Origin of the sequence: Streptomyces spinoverrucosus, from assembly GCF_015712165.1 — a bacterium.
Lineage (GTDB): Bacteria > Actinomycetota > Actinomycetes > Streptomycetales > Streptomycetaceae > Streptomyces > Streptomyces spinoverrucosus_A.
In genome coordinates, this window is sequence record NZ_JADPZX010000001.1 from 4805952 (window position 1) to 4823214 (window position 17263).

The 17263-nt window shown below is 69.9% G+C and carries 19 protein-coding genes and 2 pseudogenes; 10 read left to right on the forward strand and 11 right to left on the reverse strand.

Features of this window, described 5'->3' with window-relative positions:
* Positions 1–42: 42 nt before the first annotated feature.
* The gene (locus tag I2W78_RS21840; protein WP_196461956.1) at positions 43–273 is read right to left on the reverse strand and encodes a DUF7683 domain-containing protein; all 231 of its coding nucleotides are present in this window, start codon (positions 271–273) and stop codon (positions 43–45) included.
* A pseudogene (locus tag I2W78_RS41720) lies at positions 270–338 on the reverse strand (hypothetical protein); the annotation flags it as partial. The gene I2W78_RS21840 and the pseudogene I2W78_RS41720, both read right to left, overlap by 4 nt.
* A 3-nt stretch (positions 339–341) precedes the next feature.
* Between I2W78_RS41720 and I2W78_RS40640 the strand changes: the two are divergent.
* Both I2W78_RS40640 and I2W78_RS21850 read left to right on the forward strand, forming a co-directional pair.
* Positions 342–512, forward strand: coding sequence for an FG-GAP-like repeat-containing protein (locus tag I2W78_RS40640; RefSeq protein ID WP_307783728.1), 171 nt, complete (start codon positions 342–344; stop codon positions 510–512).
* Between the two features lie 115 nt (positions 513–627).
* Complete coding sequence (locus I2W78_RS21850; protein ID WP_196461958.1) at positions 628–1542, forward strand: hypothetical protein; 915 nt, start codon at positions 628–630, stop codon at positions 1540–1542.
* 12 nt (positions 1543–1554) lie between these two features.
* Here the strand turns inward: I2W78_RS21850 and I2W78_RS21855 are convergent, their stop codons facing one another.
* Together I2W78_RS21855 and I2W78_RS21860 are read right to left on the reverse strand one after the other, a co-directional pair.
* Entirely contained in the window at positions 1555–3948 is a 2394-nt protein-coding gene (locus I2W78_RS21855; RefSeq protein ID WP_196461959.1) for an HAD-IC family P-type ATPase, read from the reverse strand.
* Positions 3949–4059: 111 nt separating this feature from the next.
* On the reverse strand, positions 4060–4335 hold the full coding sequence (locus I2W78_RS21860) for a DUF2530 domain-containing protein (RefSeq protein WP_196461960.1): 276 nt from the start codon (positions 4333–4335) through the stop codon (positions 4060–4062).
* A 133-nt stretch (positions 4336–4468) separates the two neighbouring features.
* On the opposite strand from I2W78_RS21860, the gene I2W78_RS21865 reads away from it, so the two are divergent.
* Positions 4469–5920 (forward strand): NCS2 family permease, encoded by a 1452-nt coding sequence (locus tag I2W78_RS21865; protein ID WP_196461961.1) that lies wholly within the window; start codon positions 4469–4471, stop codon positions 5918–5920.
* A 25-nt stretch (positions 5921–5945) separates the two neighbouring features.
* Here I2W78_RS21865 and I2W78_RS21870 read toward each other — a convergent pair whose 3' ends face one another.
* On the reverse strand, positions 5946–6128 hold the full coding sequence (locus tag I2W78_RS21870; protein ID WP_196461962.1) for a ribbon-helix-helix protein, CopG family: 183 nt from the start codon (positions 6126–6128) through the stop codon (positions 5946–5948).
* Between the two features lie 153 nt (positions 6129–6281).
* On the opposite strand from I2W78_RS21870, the gene I2W78_RS21875 reads away from it, so the two are divergent.
* The gene (locus I2W78_RS21875) at positions 6282–6719 is read left to right on the forward strand and encodes a MarR family winged helix-turn-helix transcriptional regulator (RefSeq protein WP_129803609.1); all 438 of its coding nucleotides are present in this window, start codon (positions 6282–6284) and stop codon (positions 6717–6719) included.
* Between the two features lie 28 nt (positions 6720–6747).
* Entirely contained in the window at positions 6748–8124 is a 1377-nt protein-coding gene (locus tag I2W78_RS21880; protein ID WP_196461963.1) for an MFS transporter, read from the forward strand.
* Between the two features lie 22 nt (positions 8125–8146).
* Here the strand turns inward: I2W78_RS21880 and I2W78_RS21885 are convergent, their stop codons facing one another.
* On the reverse strand, positions 8147–8734 hold the full coding sequence (locus I2W78_RS21885) for a Uma2 family endonuclease (RefSeq protein ID WP_196461964.1): 588 nt from the start codon (positions 8732–8734) through the stop codon (positions 8147–8149).
* A gap of 102 nt (positions 8735–8836) precedes the next feature.
* On the opposite strand from I2W78_RS21885, the gene thpR reads away from it, so the two are divergent.
* On the forward strand, positions 8837–9409 hold the full coding sequence (gene thpR / locus I2W78_RS21890) for an RNA 2',3'-cyclic phosphodiesterase (RefSeq protein WP_196461965.1): 573 nt from the start codon (positions 8837–8839) through the stop codon (positions 9407–9409).
* Positions 9410–9587: 178 nt separating this feature from the next.
* Here thpR and I2W78_RS21895 read toward each other — a convergent pair whose 3' ends face one another.
* Together I2W78_RS21895 and I2W78_RS21900 are read right to left on the reverse strand one after the other, a co-directional pair.
* Entirely contained in the window at positions 9588–10583 is a 996-nt protein-coding gene (locus tag I2W78_RS21895; protein ID WP_196461966.1) for an aldo/keto reductase, read from the reverse strand.
* Positions 10584–10639: 56 nt separating this feature from the next.
* Positions 10640–11143, reverse strand: a complete 504-nt coding sequence (locus tag I2W78_RS21900) for a Uma2 family endonuclease (protein ID WP_196461967.1) — start codon at positions 11141–11143, stop codon at positions 10640–10642.
* Positions 11144–11270: 127 nt separating this feature from the next.
* Here I2W78_RS21900 and I2W78_RS21905 point away from each other — a divergent pair.
* Positions 11271–12019 (forward strand): annotated as a pseudogene (locus tag I2W78_RS21905) (aminoglycoside adenylyltransferase family protein).
* Here I2W78_RS21905 and I2W78_RS21910 read toward each other — a convergent pair.
* The gene (locus I2W78_RS21910; RefSeq protein ID WP_196461968.1) at positions 12007–12681 is read right to left on the reverse strand and encodes a GDSL-type esterase/lipase family protein; all 675 of its coding nucleotides are present in this window, start codon (positions 12679–12681) and stop codon (positions 12007–12009) included. The pseudogene I2W78_RS21905 and the gene I2W78_RS21910 overlap by 13 nt on opposite strands.
* Positions 12682–12768: 87 nt before the next feature.
* Here I2W78_RS21910 and I2W78_RS21915 point away from each other — a divergent pair, with 87 nt between their 5' ends.
* Positions 12769–13752: a WD40 repeat domain-containing protein gene (locus tag I2W78_RS21915; protein ID WP_196461969.1), complete on the forward strand. Its 984-nt coding sequence runs from the start codon at positions 12769–12771 to the stop codon at positions 13750–13752.
* A gap of 35 nt (positions 13753–13787) precedes the next feature.
* Here the strand turns inward: I2W78_RS21915 and I2W78_RS21920 are convergent, their stop codons facing one another.
* The gene (locus I2W78_RS21920; RefSeq protein WP_196461970.1) at positions 13788–14561 is read right to left on the reverse strand and encodes a TetR/AcrR family transcriptional regulator; all 774 of its coding nucleotides are present in this window, start codon (positions 14559–14561) and stop codon (positions 13788–13790) included.
* Between the two features lie 90 nt (positions 14562–14651).
* Between I2W78_RS21920 and I2W78_RS21925 the strand changes: the two genes are divergently transcribed.
* Together I2W78_RS21925 and I2W78_RS21930 are read left to right on the forward strand one after the other, a co-directional pair.
* Positions 14652–15614, forward strand: a complete 963-nt coding sequence (locus tag I2W78_RS21925) for an ATP-binding cassette domain-containing protein (protein WP_196461971.1) — start codon at positions 14652–14654, stop codon at positions 15612–15614.
* Complete coding sequence (locus I2W78_RS21930) at positions 15611–16432, forward strand: ABC transporter permease (RefSeq protein ID WP_196461972.1); 822 nt, start codon at positions 15611–15613, stop codon at positions 16430–16432. Before I2W78_RS21925 ends, I2W78_RS21930 begins: the two co-directional genes overlap by 4 nt.
* A 125-nt stretch (positions 16433–16557) precedes the next feature.
* On the opposite strand, the gene I2W78_RS21935 is transcribed toward I2W78_RS21930, so the two are convergent.
* Positions 16558–17154 (reverse strand): TetR/AcrR family transcriptional regulator, encoded by a 597-nt coding sequence (locus I2W78_RS21935; RefSeq protein WP_196461973.1) that lies wholly within the window; start codon positions 17152–17154, stop codon positions 16558–16560.
* Between the last annotated feature and the right edge of the window lie 109 nt (positions 17155–17263).

Consider the following 17263-nt stretch of genomic DNA (forward strand, 5'->3'; position numbering starts at 1 on the left):
CGCCACAGGGGCCGTCCCTTCGGACGGCCCCTGCGCGTTTCGTCAGTCCGCCTCGGGTTCCAGGAAGTAGTCGTACTTCTCCAGGTCGAGAGCGATACGGGTCAGCTGCTGGAAGCGCTCGGCGTGCTCCTGCTTCAGCGGGTACACGTCGGCCAGCTGGTCCGCCGGCATCCCCAGGAGTTCGCCGAAGGCTTCGGCGCCGACGGCGGTGACGTCGGTGGACGAGTCGGGGAAGTCCTCGTCCTTCGCGTAGCGGGTGACAAGGAAGATCACGGTGTTACCTTCCGGGACGGGTCTGCGGGCTTGGTCCGGGCACCAGTGTCCGGGTCGAACTCCCCGGGGTGCTTGCCGCGCTTGTTGTACTTCTCGACCGTGCCGTCGTCGGCGGAGACTTCGACGGCGACGGCAAGGCCGACCTGGCGGTCATGGCGTACAACGGCGACCTGCACCTGTACGCGGGTGACGGCAAGGGCGCGCTGGCGGCCGGCAAGAGCATGTGGCCGAAGGTCTAGGCCCTCCCGCGCTGTGCGCCAACTTCACCTGCCCGAGCAACCGTTCCCCTCACTCGCCTATCTGATCAAGTGAGCCACCAGGCTTCGAGATCACTCGCGATCATCTGGGGAACGCATGCGCATACGAGCCACTGTCGCCACCGTCACCGGCGCCCTGGCCCTCTCCACCCTCGCCGTACCGGCCGTGCACGCCGCCGGGGACGACGGCCTCGACCACCGCGAGGCGCTCGCGAAGATCAGCCAGGCCGCCCACAGGGACGGCGGCAGAGCTCCGGACGCCGGCCGGCCGTACCCGCTGAACGTCACCTTCTCCCACTTCAGGGTCACCAAGGCGATCAAGGTCGGCGCCACCGGCCGCTACTCCACCACGGTCACCTACAGGCTGACCCACGGCGCGGACGTCGACATCGAGGCAGAGGACTTCATAACCAACCCCGTCCTCTACCGCGGTTCGCTCGCCGCCCCGAGCAGTGTCCCCCTCACCGGCGTCAAGCCCGCCACCTGCACGGCCAACTCCGCGACCGTCGCCACCTGCACCGGAAAGATCGACATCTACCCGGGCAGCGGAGACCTGCTCAACTCCAACGCCGGCACCTGGAAGGGCGCGGCCACCGCCACCGCGCTCAACGGCCAGGACCCGGCGGGCGAGGAGTTCGACAACACCAAGGTCGGTTACGCGGAGAAGGAGGACCTCGGCACCACCCTGGTCCAGCGTGCCTCGCAGCTGACGGTGAACGCCTCGCCGGAGCCGGTGCAGAAGGGCAAGACCCTCACCGTCACCGGCAGGCTCACCCTCGCCAACTGGGAGACCGGTAAGTACGTCGGCTACTCCACCCAGCCGGTGGAGCTGCAGTTCCGCAAGAAGAGCGCCACGACGTACACCAAGGTCAAGACCGTCAAGACCAACACCAAGGGCGACCTGAAGACGACCGTCAAGGCGTCGCTGGACGGCTACTACCGCTTCGTCTTCAAGGGCACGACGAGGACCACGGCGGTCAACGCCGCGGGCGACTTCGTCGACGTCAAGTAGAACGCCCCGGCGCTACGCGGGCACGCGGCGGTCGACCCACTTCCACAGCACCTCCAGGACGACCGCCGCCACCACCGCCATCCCCACGGCGATCCACGGCACCGTCATCCCCACCAGCTTCAGCGCGAAGAAGTCCTGCAACCAGGGCACCACCAGCACCACCACGAACAGCGCCCCCATCGACGCCACCAACGCCACCCGCCACCACGTGTAGGGCCGGGCGACGATCGCGAGCACCCACATCGCGATCAGGAACAGCGTCAGCGTCGCGGCGCTCGTCTCCGCGGCCAGCGCACCGGGCCCCGTGTAGTACTGCCGGGCGATCAGATACGTCGCGAAGGTCGCCAGCGCGGCCAGCACCCCACCCGGAATCGAGTACCGCATCACCCGCCGCACGAAGTTGGGCTTGGCCCGTTCCTTGTTGGGCGCCAGGGCGAGGAAGAAGGCCGGGACGCCGATCGTCAGCGTGGAGAGCAGCGTCAGGTGGCGGGGCAGGAACGGATACTCGACCTGCGAGCACACCACCAGGACCGCCAGCAGCACCGAGTACACGGTCTTGACCAGGAACAGGGTCGCCACGCGCGTGATGTTGCCGATGACCCGGCGGCCCTCCGCCACCACCGACGGCAGGGTGGCGAAGCTGTTGTTCAGCAGCACGATCTGGGCCACCGCCCGCGTGGCCTCCGACCCCGAGCCCATCGCGACCCCGATGTCGGCGTCCTTCAGCGCGAGCACGTCGTTCACGCCGTCGCCGGTCATCGCGACCGTGTGCCCGTGGGACTGCAGCGCCCCGACCATGTCCCGTTTCTGCTGCGGGGTGACCCGCCCGAACACCGTGCCCTCGTCGAGGGCCTCGGCCATCCCGTCCCGGTCGGCGGGCAGCCGGCGCGCGTCCACCGTCGTACCGGCCAGCCCCAGCTTGCTCGCCACCGCCCCGACCGACACCGCGTTGTCGCCGGAGATGACCTTGGCGTCGACGTTCTGGTCGGCGAAGTAGCGCAGCGTGTCCGCGGCGTCGGGGCGCAGCCGCTGTTCGAGTACGACGAGGGCGGCGGGCTTGGCGTCCCGGGTGATCTCGGGGGAGTCCAGGTCACCGGCGGCGCGGGCCAGCAGCAGCACCCGCAGGCCCTGCTCGTTCAGCCGGTCGGTCTCGGCGAGGCTCGGGTCGTCCGCGCGGAGCAGTACGTCGGGGGCGCCGAGGAGCCACGTACTGGACTCGCCGTTGCCCTCGCTGAAGGACGCGCCGCTGTACTTGCGGGCGGAGGAGAAGGGCAGCGCCTCGACGCAGCGCCAGTCGTCGTTGTCGGGGTAGGCGTCGATGATCGCCTGTAGGGAGGAGTTCGGGCGCGGGTCGGACTCGCCGAGGGCGCCGAGCACCTGCCGTACGTACGTCTCGTCGTGGCCGTCCAGCGTGCGCAGCTCGGTGACGTCCATGCCGCCCTCGGTGAGGGTGCCGGTCTTGTCGAGGCAGACGGTGTCGACGCGGGCGAGACCCTCGATCGCGGGCAGCTCCTGCACCAGGCACTGCTTGCGGCCGAGCCGGATCACGCCGATCGCGAAGGCGACGGAGGTGAGCAGCACCAGGCCCTCGGGGACCATGGGGACGATTCCGCCGACGGTACGGGCGACGGAGTCCTTGAAGTCGGTCTCCTTCACCACCAGCTGGCTGATGATCAGGCCGATGGCGGTGGGGGCCATCATCCACGTCACGTACTTGAGGATCGTGGAGATGCCGGAGCGCAGCTCGGAGTGGACCAGCGTGAACCGGGAGGCCTCCTCGGCGAGCTGTGCGGCGTACGCCTCGCGCCCCACCTTGGTGGCCTGGAACGCCCCGCCCCCGGCGACCACGAAGCTGCCGGACATGACCTGGTCCCCCGGCCGCTTGACGACCGGATCGGCCTCGCCGGTCAGCAGCGACTCGTCGATCTCCAGCCCGTCCGCCTCGACGCACACCCCGTCGACGACGACCTTGTCGCCCGGCCCGATCTCGATCAGGTCGTCCAGCACGATCTGAGCCGTACCGACCTCGGCGGCGACCCCGTCCCGCCGTACGGTCGGGCGCACCTCGCCGATCAGGGCCAGGGAGTCCAGGGTCTTCTTCGCCCGCCACTCCTGGAGGATGCCGATGCCGGTGTTGGCGAGGATGACGAAGCCGAAGAGGCTGTCCTGGATCGGCGCGACGACCAGCATGATCGCCCAGAGCACACCGATGATCGCGTTGAACCGGGTGAAGACGTTGGCGCGGATGATGTCGACCATCGACCGGCTGCTGCGCACCGGCACGTCGTTGACCTCGCCCCGCGCGACCCGTTCGGCGACCTCGGCGGCGGTGAGTCCGGTGGTGGGGGAGGTCGCGCGCAAGGGGTGCGCGGGATCGAGATCGGCGCCCGCGTCGATGTGCGTCATGCATTCGACGGTACGTGCGGATTTGGGCCTTCACCCCCCGAGTGGGGTGAAGATCCGACTACGGGAGGACGTCCGTAGTTCCTCGGTTGTACGGGGGAGTTCCCGTTGGTCCTACGGGTTCGTCTGCTCGCGTGCCGCGGCCGCGCGCTTGATCGCGGCGTCGCGCCTGCGGACGTACCAGATGCCGAGCAGGCCGAGCCCGCCGCCGGCCAGACAGGTCCACAGCCACCAGGTGTGGCCGCGCTCGTCGAACCAGCCGTAGAAGGGCAGCTGGGCCAGGAAGAGGACGAACCAGACGATCGTGCCGCCGGTGACGGTGCCGACCACGGGGCCCTCCAGGGGCTCCGGCGCCTCGTGCTTGGGGGATCCCGAAAAAAGACCGGCCATGGGCACAGCTTACGAGGCGGGTCCGGAGGCCCGTACGCCGAATGGGTCTACGCGCGGAGATAGCACTTCGCCCCTCATATGTTCATACTGAAACCGTTTGTCTTTGACCGGTTCTGTTCGTAGGAAAGAACAAATGCCCACCTCGGCCTCCCCCAAGGCTCCCGCGCCCGAGCAGCCGGGCGGCGCGCCCGCGTACGGCGCCCTCGACCGCTACTTCAAGATCTCGGAACGCGGCAGCACGCTCGCCCGTGAGGTCCGAGGCGGTCTCGCCACCTTCTTCGCGATGGCCTACATCATCGTGCTGAACCCGATCATCCTCGGCAGCGCGAAGGACATGTACGGCAACCAGCTCGACAACGGGCAGCTGGTCACCGCGACGGCGCTCACCGCGGCGTTCACCACCCTGCTCATGGGCGTCATCGGCAACGTGCCGATCGCGCTGGCCGCCGGTCTGGGGGTGAACTCGGTCGTCGCGCTCCAGCTCGCCCCGCGGATGTCCTGGCCGGACGCCATGGGCATGGTGGTGCTCGCCGGTTTCGTGGTGATGCTGCTGGTCGCCACCGGTCTGCGCGAGCGCGTGATGAACGCCGTGCCGTACGGCCTGCGCAAGGCCATCGCCATCGGTATCGGCCTGTTCATCATGCTGATCGGACTCGTCGACGCCGGTTTCGTCTCCCGCATCCCGGACGCCGCCCAGACCACCGTCCCGCTCCAGCTCGGCCCCACCGGTCACCTCAACGGCTGGCCGGTGCTGATCTTCGTCCTCGGCGTGCTGCTCACGCTGGCGCTGATCGTGCGGAAGGTGTCCGGCGCGATCCTGATCTCCATCGTGGCGATGACGGTGGTCGCGGTGGTCATCGAGGCCCTCGCCGACGTCCCGTCCTGGGGCCTGACCACCCCGAAGTGGCCCGGCAACCCCGTCGCCACCCCCGACTTCGAGCTGATCGGCCAGGTCAGCCTGTTCGGCGGTTTCGCCAAGGTCGGTGTGCTGACCGGCGTCCTGTTCGTCTTCACGGTCCTGCTGTCGTGCTTCTTCGACGCGATGGGCACGATCATGGGCGTCAGCGACGAGGCCAAGCTGACCGACGCCGAGGGGCAGATGCCGGGCATCAACAAGGTCCTGTTCGTCGACGGCATCGCGGTCGCCGCGGGCGGCGCCAGCTCCTCCTCGGCCACCACCTGCTTCGTGGAGTCCACGGCCGGCGTCGGCGAGGGCGCCCGCACCGGCTTCGCGAACGTCGTCACCGGCTCGCTGTTCGCCCTGGCGCTCTTCCTGACGCCGGTGGCCACCATGGTCCCGTCCCAGGCGGCCACGCCCGCGCTGGTGGCGGTGGGCTTCCTGATCCTGGCCGGTTCGATCCGGGAGATCGACTGGGCGGACTACACGATCGCCATGCCGGCCTTCGTGACGATGCTGATGATGCCGTTCACCTACTCGATCACCAACGGCATCGGCATGGGCTTCATCACCTTCGTGGTGCTGCGCCTGGCGGCGGGCCGGGGCCGGGAGGTCCCGGTGGCGATGTACGCCGTGGCGGCGGTGTTCGCCTTCTACTACCTGATGCCGGCGCTGGGTCTGACCTGAGCCGCGCCGGGCCCGGCCGGAACGGTCAGGTGACCCCGTAGAACCGCTCCGTCTCCTCCACGGCGGCCTCGAACCGCTCGTCGAAGTCATCGCGAATGAGCGTCCGGACGACATAGTCCTGGACGCTCATTCCGCGTTTCGCGGCCCGGTGCCGCAGGCGTTCGAGCAGGTCACCGTCTATTCGCAGGCTGAGCACACTGGTCCCCATGCACACGAGGGTCGGGGGCGCTCCCGGACGACGGGTCACGTTCCGCGGCCGGATCACCCGTATGGGTGAAGGTGGGCTTGCGTGGCGCGTCTCACGGCATTCGGGCGTGTCGCGGGTGTTCCTTAGAGAGGGTAATGAGTTAAGCTAAAGAACATGCCGGACCTTACCCATGGCGACGACGCTGCCGCCGTGAACTCCCTGCGATCGGCCGTGATGCGGCTGTCCCGTCGGCTCAAGCACCAGCGGGTCGACGAGTCACTGAGCCCGACCGAGATGTCGGTCCTGGGCACCCTGGCCCGCTGTGGCACCGCCACCCCGGGCGAACTCGCCCGCAAGGAACACGTGCAGCCGCCGTCGATGACCCGCATCGTCGCGCTGCTGGAGGCCAAGGGGCTGGTTCGGCTGGAGCCGCACCCCGAGGACCGGCGCCAGAAGGTCGTCACGCAGACGGAGCGGGCCGAGGCGATGCTCGAGGAGAGCCGTCGCAAGCGGAACGCGTTCCTGGCCTCGCTGGTCGAGGACCTCGACGAGGACGAGTGGGCGAAACTGCGCGCCGCCGCCCCCGTGCTGGAGAAGCTCGCGCATCTGTAACCGCACCGCCGTAAGGAGGCGAACCCCTTTGAGTACGGGATCCGGAGCAGACTCCGCCCCCGCACCGACCGCCCACGACACCCAGCCCACCCCCGACACCCCCGCCGACCCCGTCGAGCGCAAGTCATCGATGTTCAGCTCGCTGAAGGTCCGCAACTACCGTCTGTTCTTCATCGGCCAGGTCGTCTCCAACACCGGCACCTGGATGCAGCGCATCGCACAGGACTGGCTGGTCCTCAGCCTCACCGGCTCCGCCACGGCCGTCGGCGTCACGACCGCTCTGCAGTTCCTGCCGATGCTGCTCTTCGGCCTCTACGGCGGAGTCCTGGTCGACCGCCTCCCCAAGCGCCCCACGCTCCTGGTCACCCAGACGTCGATGGCGATCACGGGCCTGGCCCTCGCCGTCCTGACCCTGACCGGCCACGTCGAGGTCTGGCACGTGTACGTCGCCGCCTTCGCGGTCGGCCTCGCCACGGTCGTCGACAACCCCGCCCGGCAGTCCTTCGTCAGCGAGATGGTCGGCCCCGACCAGTTGCAGAACGCCGTCAGCCTGAACTCCGCGAACTTCCAGTCCGCCCGCATGATCGGCCCCGCCGTCGCCGGCGTACTGATCACCGGCGTGGGCACCGGCTGGGCGTTCCTCTTCAACGGCCTGTCCTACGTCGCCCCGCTCGCCGGCCTGCTGCTGATGCGCCCGCGCGAACTGCACCCCGTCCAGCGCGCCCCGCGCGGCAAGGGGCAGCTGCGCGAGGGCCTGTCGTACGTCGCCGGGCGCCCCGAGCTGATCTGGCCGATCGTGCTGGTCGGCTTCATAGGGACGTTCGCGTTCAACTTCCCGGTCTATCTCTCGGCCTTCGTGGACGACGTCTTCCATGCCGGCGCGGGCACGTACAGCCTGTTCAACACGCTGATGGCGGTCGGCTCGGTGACCGGCGCGCTGCTCGCCGCCCGTCGCGGCACGGCCCGGATGCGGCTGCTGGCCGCGGCGGCGCTGGTCTTCGGCGCGGTGGAGATCGTGGCCGCGGTGACCCCGTCGCTGTGGCTCTTCGCCCTGCTGATGATCCCGCTCGGCATCTTCGGCATGACGGTCAACGTCACCGCCAACACCGGCATCCAGATGGCCACCGACCCGGAGATGCGGGGCCGTGTCATGGCCCTGTACATGATGGTCTTCCTGGGCGGTTCCCCGGTCGGCGCCCCGATCGTCGGCTGGATCACGGACACCTACGGCGCCCGCGTCGGCCTCGCGACCGGCGGAGCGGTGGCGGCCCTGGCCGCCCTCACCATCGGCCTGATCGTGGCCCGCGCCGGGGGCCTGCGCCTGTCGGTCGGCTGGCACCACGGCCATCCGAGGGTGCGCTTCGTACCACGCGAGCGGCGGGAGGAGCTGGCGACGGCGGCATGACCCGGCGCTGCCGGGCCGCCGGTCAGTCGCGGGGGAACTCGTCGGTCTTGAGTACCAGGCCGACCGGGGTACCGGTCAGATCGATGTCCTCGCCGAAGGGGAAGCTGACGTCACTGTGGTACTTGCCGTCCTTCGGCAGGCTGTGCAGATGCCACTCGCCGGTGCACGGGTCCACGATCAGGTACACCGGCACCTCGGCGGCGGCGTAGGCGTCCTTCTTGGGGCCGTAATCGTTGGCCGCAGTGTCCTTGGAGATGACCTCGGCGACGAATTCGACGTCCTGGTAGCGCCAGCGGCCGTTGCCGTCCTTCACGGACCGTTCGGCCATGGCCGCCAGGTCGCAGGCGAAGCCGTTCAGATGCCCGGGGAAGTCGATCCGCACGTCCGATGCCAAGCGTTTGCGGGGGTACTTCGCGCGCAACTGCTCCGCGATACCGAAGATGATCTCCCAGTGGTTCTGCCGCTGCGGTGACATGAAGATGTTCCCCCCGACGATCTCTACCTTCGTTCCCTCGGGGATGGGCATCTTCTCGAGCCACTCGAACAGGACGTCCAGAGTCAGCTCGCCGCATTCCTCGGCCATCTCGATCCTGTCGTCAAGGACGGTCATCGTGGCGCTCCTCCCCGGCTGCCGCTCGCCCGAGTGCAGCCGCGCGGTACAACGATACGCACGGTGATCGGGACACGCCGGTGCGCGCGGCAGACTGGTCCCATGAGACTTTTCGCCGCCGTGCTGCCCCCCGAGGACGTCGCACGCGAACTGGCGTCGGAAGTGACCGTTTTGCAGGGGCTGCCCGGCGCCGACGGGCTGCGCTGGACCGGCCGTCCCGGGTGGCACTTCACGCTTGCCTTTTACGGCGAGGTGGACGACGACGTCGTACCGGACCTGGCGGTCAGGCTGGAGCGGGCCGCGCATCGGACGCGGGCGTTCGAGCTGGCCGTGCGGGGCGGGGGGCAGTTCGGGCACGGGCGGGCGCTGTGGGCCGGGGCTGAGGGGGACCTCGCGACGCTGCGGCTGCTGGCCGAGCGGGCGGAGGCGGCGGCCCGGAAGGTGGGCGTGGAGATGGGGGAGCACCGGCGGTACAAGGCCCACCTGACGCTGGCCCGCAGCCGGGACGCCAGAGACGTACGGCCGTATCTCGACGCGCTGGCCGGGTTCACGAGCCGGACGTGGACCGTGGACGAGCTGGCGCTGGTGCGCAGCAACCTGCCGACGTCCGGGGTGCCGGGCGAGCAGCCCCGCTACGAGGCGGTCGCCCGCTGGCCGCTTGGCGGGGCCGGTTAGTCTCGATACGTGGACCCGAAAACCCGGAACCGGATCATGGCCGGTGCGCTCGTACTGATGTTTGTGGTGGTGGCTGTGGCGGCGGCGTTCGGACAATAGATCGGCCGATGGGTCGGCCAATGGATCGGCCGATGGGTCGGCCAATGGACACGCCGGTCGCCACCGCCACGCCTGCCGCCTACCAGGCGAAGGCCTCCGGCGACGGCCCCGGACCCGGGAAGATCTCGTCCAGCCCGGCCAGCAGCTCCTCCGACAGCTCCAGCTCGACGGCCCGCAGCGCGGAGCCCAGCTGCTCGGTGGTGCGCGGGCCGACGATCGGGCCGGTCACGCCGGGCCGGGTGAGCAGCCAGGCGAGGGCGGCCTCGCCGGGTGCCACCCCGTGCTTGTCGAGCAGGTCCTCGTAGGCCTGGATCTGCGCGCGTGCGGTCGGGTCGGCGAGCGTGTCGGCGGCCCGGCCGGAGGCCCGGCGGCCGCCCTCGGCCTGCTTCTTCAGGACCCCGCCGAGCAGTCCGCCGTGCAGCGGCGACCAGGGGATGACGCCGAGGCCGTAGTCCTGCGCGGCCGGGATGACCTCCATCTCGGCGCGGCGCTCGAAGAGGTTGTAGAGGCACTGCTCGCTGACCAGGCCGATGGTGCCGCCCCGGCGGGCGGCGATCTCGTTGGCCTGGGCGATCTTGTAGCCGGGGAAGTTGCTGGAGCCGACGTAGAGGATCTTCCCCTGCCGCACCAGCACGTCGATCGCCTGCCAGATCTCCTCGAACGGGGTGGCCCGGTCGATGTGGTGGAACTGGTAGACGTCGATGTAGTCGGTCTGCAGCCGCTTCAGGCTGGCGTCGACGGCGCGGCGGATGTTGAGGGCGGAGAGCTTGTTGTGGTTGGGCCACGGGTCGCTGTCGTCCGTGCCCATGTTTCCGTACACCTTGGTGGCGAGGACGACCTTGTCCCGCCGGGCACCGCCCTTGGCGAACCAGTTGCCGATGATGCGTTCGGTGCGGCCCTTGTTCTCGCCCCAGCCGTACACGTTGGCGGTGTCGAAGAAGTTGATGCCCGCGTCCAGCGCCGCGTCCATGATGGCGTGACTGTCGGCCTCCTCGGTCTGCGGGCCGAAGTTCATCGTGCCGAGGACGAGACGGCTGACCTTGAGTCCGGTGCGTCCGAGCTGCGTGTACCTCATGGTCCACAAGCCAACGGCTTGAAGTGGACTCAAGGCAAGCGGGTGCGGCGGCCGGGTCAGTCGCGGGGGAACTTGGCCGTGTCGAGGGTGAGATCGAGGAGGGTGTGGGTCAGGTCGATCCGCTCGCCGAAGCCGAACCTGGACTCGGTGCGGTACTCGCCGTCCTTGGGGTCGGTGAAGAGGTGGCAGCGGCCCTGGTAGGGATCGGCGATGAGGTAGACGGGAACCTCGGCCTCCGCGTACGCGGCCTTCTTCGGGCCGTAGTCGTTCATCCCGGTGCCGCGGGAGATGACCTCGGCGACGAACTCGACGTCCTCGTGGCGCCAGCCGTGTTTCGGGTCCCATTTTGCGTCGTCGCGCAGCTTCATCACGTCGGGGCAGAAGCCGTTCTCGAAGCCGGGGAGGTCGATGCGCACATCTGACCTGACATCGACGTCGATCCCGAACTTGTCCTCCAGGGCGTGGATGATGCGGCGGGTGATCTCCCAGTGCGTGTCCCGCTGCGGCACCATGTGGACGGCCCCGTCGACCACCTCGGCCTTGAATCCTTCGGGGACCATCCGCTCCAGCAACTCGAACCACCTGTCGAGGCGCTGGGTGTTCTCCTCGGTCAGCTCAGATCCTGTCGGTCTCTACGACGGTCAGTACAACGAGGCGCACGGAAACCCGACACGGAAGGAAGCGAACATGCCGGCTGCCCTTACCGACCCCCTCGTACGCCTCCTCCGCCGCCTCCTCGGCGACAACATCCTCGGCGTCTACCTCCACGGCTCCGCCGTCCTCGCCGGGCTCCGCCCGCGCAGTGACATCGATCTGCTGGTGGTCGTGGAGCGCCCCCTGACCGAGGCGGAACGGCGGTCCCTCGTCGCGGAGTTGCTCAAGGTCTCCGGTGGGCCGGATCGCCGCCCCGTCGAGCTGATCGTCGTACGCCAGGGCGAAGTCGACCCGTGGCGATACCCGCCGAACTGCGAGTTCCTGTACGGCGAATGGCTGCGGGACGAGTACGAGCGCGGATTCGTGCCCGCGACCGCGCCGATGCCGGACCTCGCGCCGCTGCTCACCATGGTTCTGCAGGGCGACGCGCCCCTCTACGGCCCCCGCCCGCCGCCCTCCTCGCGCCCGTCCCGGACGCCGACCTGCGGCGGGCGATCGTCGAGGGGGTGCCGGAGTTGATGGGCGAGCTCGGCTCGGACACCCGTAACGTGCTGCTGACCCTCGCCCGGATCTGGGTCACGCTCGTCACCGGCACCGTCCACGCGAAGGACGCCGCCGCCGAGTGGGCCCTCGAACGGCTGCCGGCCGAGCACCGCCCGGCGCTGGCCTGGGCGCGGGCCGAGTATCTGGGGGAGGAGGCGGGCGCGGCACCCGAGGGGGTGCGGCAGTGCGCCGATGCCCTCGCGCGGCGCGTGCGGGCCGCCGCCGGTCAGCCCTCGTAGTCCCCGCCGAGCCCCCACCCCTGGTACAGCGCCGCCGCGAACGCCCCCGCGATCTTGTGCTCGCCGTTGGCGTTCGGGTGCGTGCCGTCGTAGGTGTCCCTGTGGATGTCGTACGACGCCGGCGGCGACGCCAGCAGCAGCGGTGAGCGCGGTTCGTCGAGGTCGGCGAACGTCTTGGCGAGGAGTTCGTTGAAGGCGGCGACCTGCTCGGCGAAGGGCGCGTCCGACGCGCAGCGCACGTTCGGGATCACCGGGAGCACGACCATGCGGATGCGGGCCTTCGCCTCGCGCGCGCCCGCGACGAAGGCGCGGACGTTCTCCGCCGTCTGCTTGGCGTTCGTGTAGAAGCCCAGGTCGATCAGGCCGAGGGAGACCAGCAGGACGTCCGCGCGGCAGTCCCGCACCGCCCCGCCGATCAGCGGAGCCATGTGCAGCCAGCCCTCGCCCCAGCCGGCCAGGTGGGCGCGCGGGAAGTCCGGTTCGGCGTAGGCGTACGACACCGGCTCCTCGGCCGACTTGTCGTACAGCGTCTCGCGCGGGCCGACGAGCGTGAACGGGCCGCCGTACGTGTCGCGCAGGTGCCGCCACATCCGGTAACGCCATGTGTGTTCGCCCGCGCTGCCGATGGTCATGGAGTCGCCTACGGGCATGAACCTGAGCATCCGCTCATGATGAACGATCAGCGGGGAGGGTGGGGTGTGAGGCCCACCACCCCCGTCAAACGCCGGGCGGGATGGCAACCTTGACGCATGCGCCGATCCCTCGCCCTCCTCGCCGCGGCCCTCCTCACGGGCGCGCTCGCCGTACCGACCGCCTCCGCCGCGGACGGGGACGAGGGGTTCACGATCAAGGACCCGCGCATCACCGAGTCCAGCGGCCTCGCCGCCTCCCGCCGGCACCCCGGGATCTACTGGACCCACAACGACAGCGACGACGGGGCCTACCTGTACGCCGTGGACAGCGCGACCGGCGAGACCGTCGCCACCCTCACCCTCACCGGCGTCGGCCGCCCCCGCGACGTCGAGGCCATCTCCATCGGACCCGGCAACCAGATCTACGTCGGCGACATCGGCGACAACCTCGGCGGCACCTGGGACCACGTCTGGATCTACCAGCTCCCCGAGCCCGAGGAGCTGAAGGACCGGACCGTGCGGGCCACGCAGTACGTCGTCAGGTACTCCGACGGAGCGCGGGACGCGGAGTCGCTCGTCGTGCATCCGAAGACCGGGCGCGTCTACATCATCGACAAGAACGAGGCGGGCGGGCACCTGTACGAGGGCCCGGCGGAGCTGTCCGCCTCCGGCACGAACGTCTTCAAGTCCATCGCCCCCGTCGCCGACCTCGAGGCCACCGACGCCGCGCTCTCCCCGGACGGTGAACGGCTCGTCGTCCGCAGCTACTTCGGCTCCCTCGCCTACGACTGGAACGGCGGCCGGATCAAGCGGACCGGGCGGCTCGGCGTGCCGTCCCTGGGGCAGGGGGAGTCGGTGACGTACACCGCCGACGGGACGAAGGTCATGTTCGGCAACGAGGGCGCCCAGAGCACGGTGGAGCCCCTGGACGCTCCCGGTGCGTCCGGCGGGTCCGGTGGGTCCTCCAAGTCGCCGTCCGCGGAGGGAAGTACGTCGCAGGAGAAGAAGAGCGGCGGCTTCTCCGCCGGTACCGGCGCCATCGCCGCGGTCGTCGCCTGCGCCCTCCTCCTCGGCCTGCGTCGGCTGCGGCGCCGGGGTTAGGGCCTGTCTGACAATTCCCGCCTGCCGGGCGACGCCTAGCCAGCCGCTTCCCGCCGCTGGGCCACCAGGACTTCCAGGCCGTCCAGGAGGCGTTGCAGCCCGAACTCGAAGTGGTCGAAGTCCGGGTTCCAGGTGTTCTCGTCCAGGGACGCCATGATCGGGTAGCGGCCGGAAGCCATCACCTTTTCCAGGACCGGGACCTGCGCCTCCCAGAACTCGGCGTCCGTGAGGCCGGTCCTGTGCTCCGCCTCCTCCTGGTGCACCTGCGTACGCGCGGCACCGACGACGTACGAGTCGACCAGGATGATCGCCGAGACCAGTTCGCGGTCGGCGAGGCCCATCGGGCGGATGCGGGAGAGGACCTTCTCCATGCCCTCGATGGCGCCGGGGCCGAGGATCGGGCGGGACTGGTTGACCTGGAGCAGCCAGGGGTGGCGGCGGTAGAGGTCGAGGGTGCCGCGGCCCAGCGCCTCCAGGGCGGCGCGCCAGCCGCCGTCACCGAAGTCCGCCGGGTCGGCGGACGGTCGCTGGACGCGGTCGAGCATCAGGTCGAGCAGCTCGGCCTTGCCGGGGACGTAGCGGTACAGCGACATCGCGCCGGTGCCGAGCTCGGCGGCGACGCGCCGCATCGACACCGCCTCCAGACCCTCCGCGTCCGCGATCCGGACGGCGGCTTCCACGATCCGGTCGAGTGTCAGGGTCGGCCTGGGGCCGCGACTGGGCCGTGGGCCGGTGTCCCACAGCAGTTCCAGGGTCCGCTGGATGTCGCCGCTGCCGCTGGTCTCGGTGCCGCCCTTGCCGCTCGTCATGCGGCTCAGTCTAGGTGCTCACGGAAAAACTGGGTACGTTGTACGCGCAATCGGGTACGGTGTACTCGGTTCAGAGAGAAGGGGGGACCCATGAGCGACGAATACGCCGTACGGGCCGAGGGCCTGCAGAAGCGCTACGGCGAGAAACACGCCCTCGACGGCTTCGACCTCATCGTGCGCGAGGGCACCGTGCACGGCCTGCTCGGCCCGAACGGCGCAGGCAAGACCACCGCCGTACGCATCCTGTCCACGCTGCTGCGGCTGGACGGCGGACGGGCCACGGTGGCCGGACTGGACGTGGCCCGGCAGCCGCGCGAGGTGCGGGCCCGGATCGGCCTCACCGGGCAGTACGCGGCGGTGGACGAGGTGCTCACCGGGCGGCAGAACCTGGAGATGTTCGGCCGGTTGTTCCACCTGGGCGGGAAGCGGGCGAAGCTGCGCGCCGCCGGGCTGCTGGAGCAGTTCGACCTGACCGACGCCGCCGACAAGGGCGTCGGCGACTACAGCGGCGGCATGCGGCGCCGCCTCGACCTCGCCGCGTCGATGATCCTGGCCCCGGCCGTCCTCTTCCTCGACGAGCCGACGACGGGACTGGACCCGCGTAGCCGCGGCGAAGTCTGGGAGTCCGTGCGGGAGTTGGTCGCGGGCGGTACGACCGTGCTGCTGACCACGCAGTATCTGGAGGAGGCCGACAAGCTCGCCTCGCGCATCACCGTCATCGACCAGGGCCGGGCCATCGCCGACGACACCCCGGACGGGCTGAAGAACCGGGTCGGCGGCGACCGGATCGAGGTCGTGGTCGCCGAACGGGCGGACATCGCGCGGGCGGTGAAGGTGGTCGCCCGGGTCTCCGACGGCGAACCGGAGACCGACGAGAGCGAGTTGCGGGTGCACGCGGCGGTGGCCGACCGGGTGACCGCGCTGACGGACGTCGCCCGCACCCTCCAGGACGAGGGCGTCCGGGTCGAGGACATCGGACTGCGCAGGCCCAGCCTCGACGACGTGTTCCTGCGCCTGACCGGACACCGCACCGAGAAGGAGGCCGCCGCATGAGCGCCGTCGACCTGGCCGGCCCGGCCACCCGAGGGCGTACGTACTGGCTGCTCGCCGACTGCTGGAACATCGTCCGCCGCGGCCTGACCCACTACCAGCGCCAGCCCGTCAACATCGCCTGGCAGCTGGGCTTCCCGATCCTGTCCGTGCTGCTGTACGGCTATGTCTTCGGCAGCGCCATGAAGGTGCCCGGCGGCGGGGACTACAAGGACTTCCTGATGCCGGGCATGTTCGTGATGACGATGGCGTTCGGCTTCATCAACACCGCCACGGTGGTGGTGTACGACTCCACGAAGGGCGTCATCGACCGGTTCCGTTCGATGCCGATGGCGTCGTCGGCCGTGGTCGCCGGGCGCGGGGTGACCGATCTGATCGTCGCCTGCGCGGAGCTGGGGATCATGATGCTGACCGCGCTGGCCATGGGCTGGCGGCCGGACGGGGGCTGGGGGTTCCTGGCCGCGTTCGGGCTGCTGCTGTGGCTGCGGTTCGCGCTGATCTGGATCGGGGTGTGGCTCGGCCTGATCGTGCCCAACCCGGAGGCGGCGGGCGGGCTGTTCGCGGTGGCCTTCCCGCTGACGATGATCTCCAGCATCTTCGTCGCCCCGCAGCTGATGCCGGACTGGCTGGGCTGGGTGGCCGCGTGGAACCCCATCTCGTCCACGGCGGCGGCCACGCGTGAGCTGTTCGGCACGCCGGTGGGCGGGGGCGACGCCTGGATCGAGCAGCACGCCCTGCTGATGGCGGGGGTGTGGCCGGTGGTGTTGACGGTGATCTTCTTGCCGTTGGCGGTGCGGAGGTTCCAGAGGCTCAGCCGGTAACCTCATGGGGTTCCGGGTCGTGCGCTCGGCGCCGCCCGCGGCGTCCTGACGGCTCCGGAGCCCCGACCGGCGCACGCGCGCGCCTCCACCGCGAACTGACTTCGGATTTCCTCACCCGACGACAGTCAGCGGTACGAGGCGACCAGACGCGCCAGATGCCGCCCCGCAGCCTCCAACGGCGCCCCGTCGCGGGCCACTTGGGCGGCGAGTTCGGCGCCCTCCAGCGTGGCGATCACCGTGTGGGACAGATCCTCGGCGTCCGAGGCGGTGAAGCCGGCGGCGACCAGCTTCTCGGCGACGACCGTGCGCCAGCGGGCGAACGCCTCAGCCGCCGCCTGCTGGATGCCGGGGGCGCTGGCCGCCGTGCCTACGACGGTGGAGGTGACCGGGCAGCCGTCGAGCCAGTCGGAGTCGCGCAACCCCTGGGTGAGGGAGGCGGTGAGTGCGAGCAGGGCCTTCTCCGGTTCCGGCTCCGCGTCGAGCGTCTCGCGCAGCAGCTCGGTGAACTCCTCGTCACCGAGCTGTACGGCGGCCATGCCGAGCTCCTGCTTGCCGCCGGGGAAGAAGTGGTAGACCGAGCCGAGCGTCGCCCCGGCCTCGCGGGAGATCTGCTTGATGCCGGTGCCCTCGTAGCCCTGGCGCTGCATCAGACGGGAGGCCGTGCGGACGATCCGTTCGCGGGTGCCGGCGGTGTCGAGGTCGTGCGGGGCCTTGGTCTTCACGCCGCCACTCTACCGAGGTAGAGCGATCGCTCTAGTCGCCGTGCTACGGTCCTCACTGGATAGAGCGTTCGTTCTAGTCGTTTCTCGTTCAGTGATCCTCGGGGAGAAT

Bases quoted from the DNA above. Each gene is read 5' to 3' on its own strand.
- I2W78_RS21850 (WP_196461958.1), top strand. From the start codon at position 628: ATGCGCATACGAGCCACTGTCGCCACCGTCACCGGCGCCCTGGCCCTC.
- I2W78_RS21855 (WP_196461959.1), bottom strand. From the start codon at position 3,948: ATGACGCACATCGACGCGGGCGCCGATCTCGATCCCGCGCACCCCTTG.
- I2W78_RS21860 (WP_196461960.1), bottom strand. From the start codon at position 4,335: ATGGCCGGTCTTTTTTCGGGATCCCCCAAGCACGAGGCGCCGGAGCCC.
- I2W78_RS21865 (WP_196461961.1), top strand. From the start codon at position 4,469: ATGCCCACCTCGGCCTCCCCCAAGGCTCCCGCGCCCGAGCAGCCGGGC.
- I2W78_RS21870 (WP_196461962.1), bottom strand. From the start codon at position 6,128: ATGGGGACCAGTGTGCTCAGCCTGCGAATAGACGGTGACCTGCTCGAA.
- I2W78_RS21875 (WP_129803609.1), top strand. From the start codon at position 6,282: ATGCCGGACCTTACCCATGGCGACGACGCTGCCGCCGTGAACTCCCTG.
- I2W78_RS21885 (WP_196461964.1), bottom strand. From the start codon at position 8,734: ATGACCGTCCTTGACGACAGGATCGAGATGGCCGAGGAATGCGGCGAG.
- thpR (WP_196461965.1), top strand. From the start codon at position 8,837: ATGAGACTTTTCGCCGCCGTGCTGCCCCCCGAGGACGTCGCACGCGAA.
- I2W78_RS21895 (WP_196461966.1), bottom strand. From the start codon at position 10,583: ATGAGGTACACGCAGCTCGGACGCACCGGACTCAAGGTCAGCCGTCTC.
- I2W78_RS21900 (WP_196461967.1), bottom strand. From the start codon at position 11,143: ATGGTCCCCGAAGGATTCAAGGCCGAGGTGGTCGACGGGGCCGTCCAC.
- I2W78_RS21910 (WP_196461968.1), bottom strand. From the start codon at position 12,681: ATGCTCAGGTTCATGCCCGTAGGCGACTCCATGACCATCGGCAGCGCG.
- I2W78_RS21915 (WP_196461969.1), top strand. From the start codon at position 12,769: ATGCGCCGATCCCTCGCCCTCCTCGCCGCGGCCCTCCTCACGGGCGCG.
- I2W78_RS21920 (WP_196461970.1), bottom strand. From the start codon at position 14,561: ATGACGAGCGGCAAGGGCGGCACCGAGACCAGCGGCAGCGGCGACATC.
- I2W78_RS21925 (WP_196461971.1), top strand. From the start codon at position 14,652: ATGAGCGACGAATACGCCGTACGGGCCGAGGGCCTGCAGAAGCGCTAC.
- I2W78_RS21930 (WP_196461972.1), top strand. From the start codon at position 15,611: ATGAGCGCCGTCGACCTGGCCGGCCCGGCCACCCGAGGGCGTACGTAC.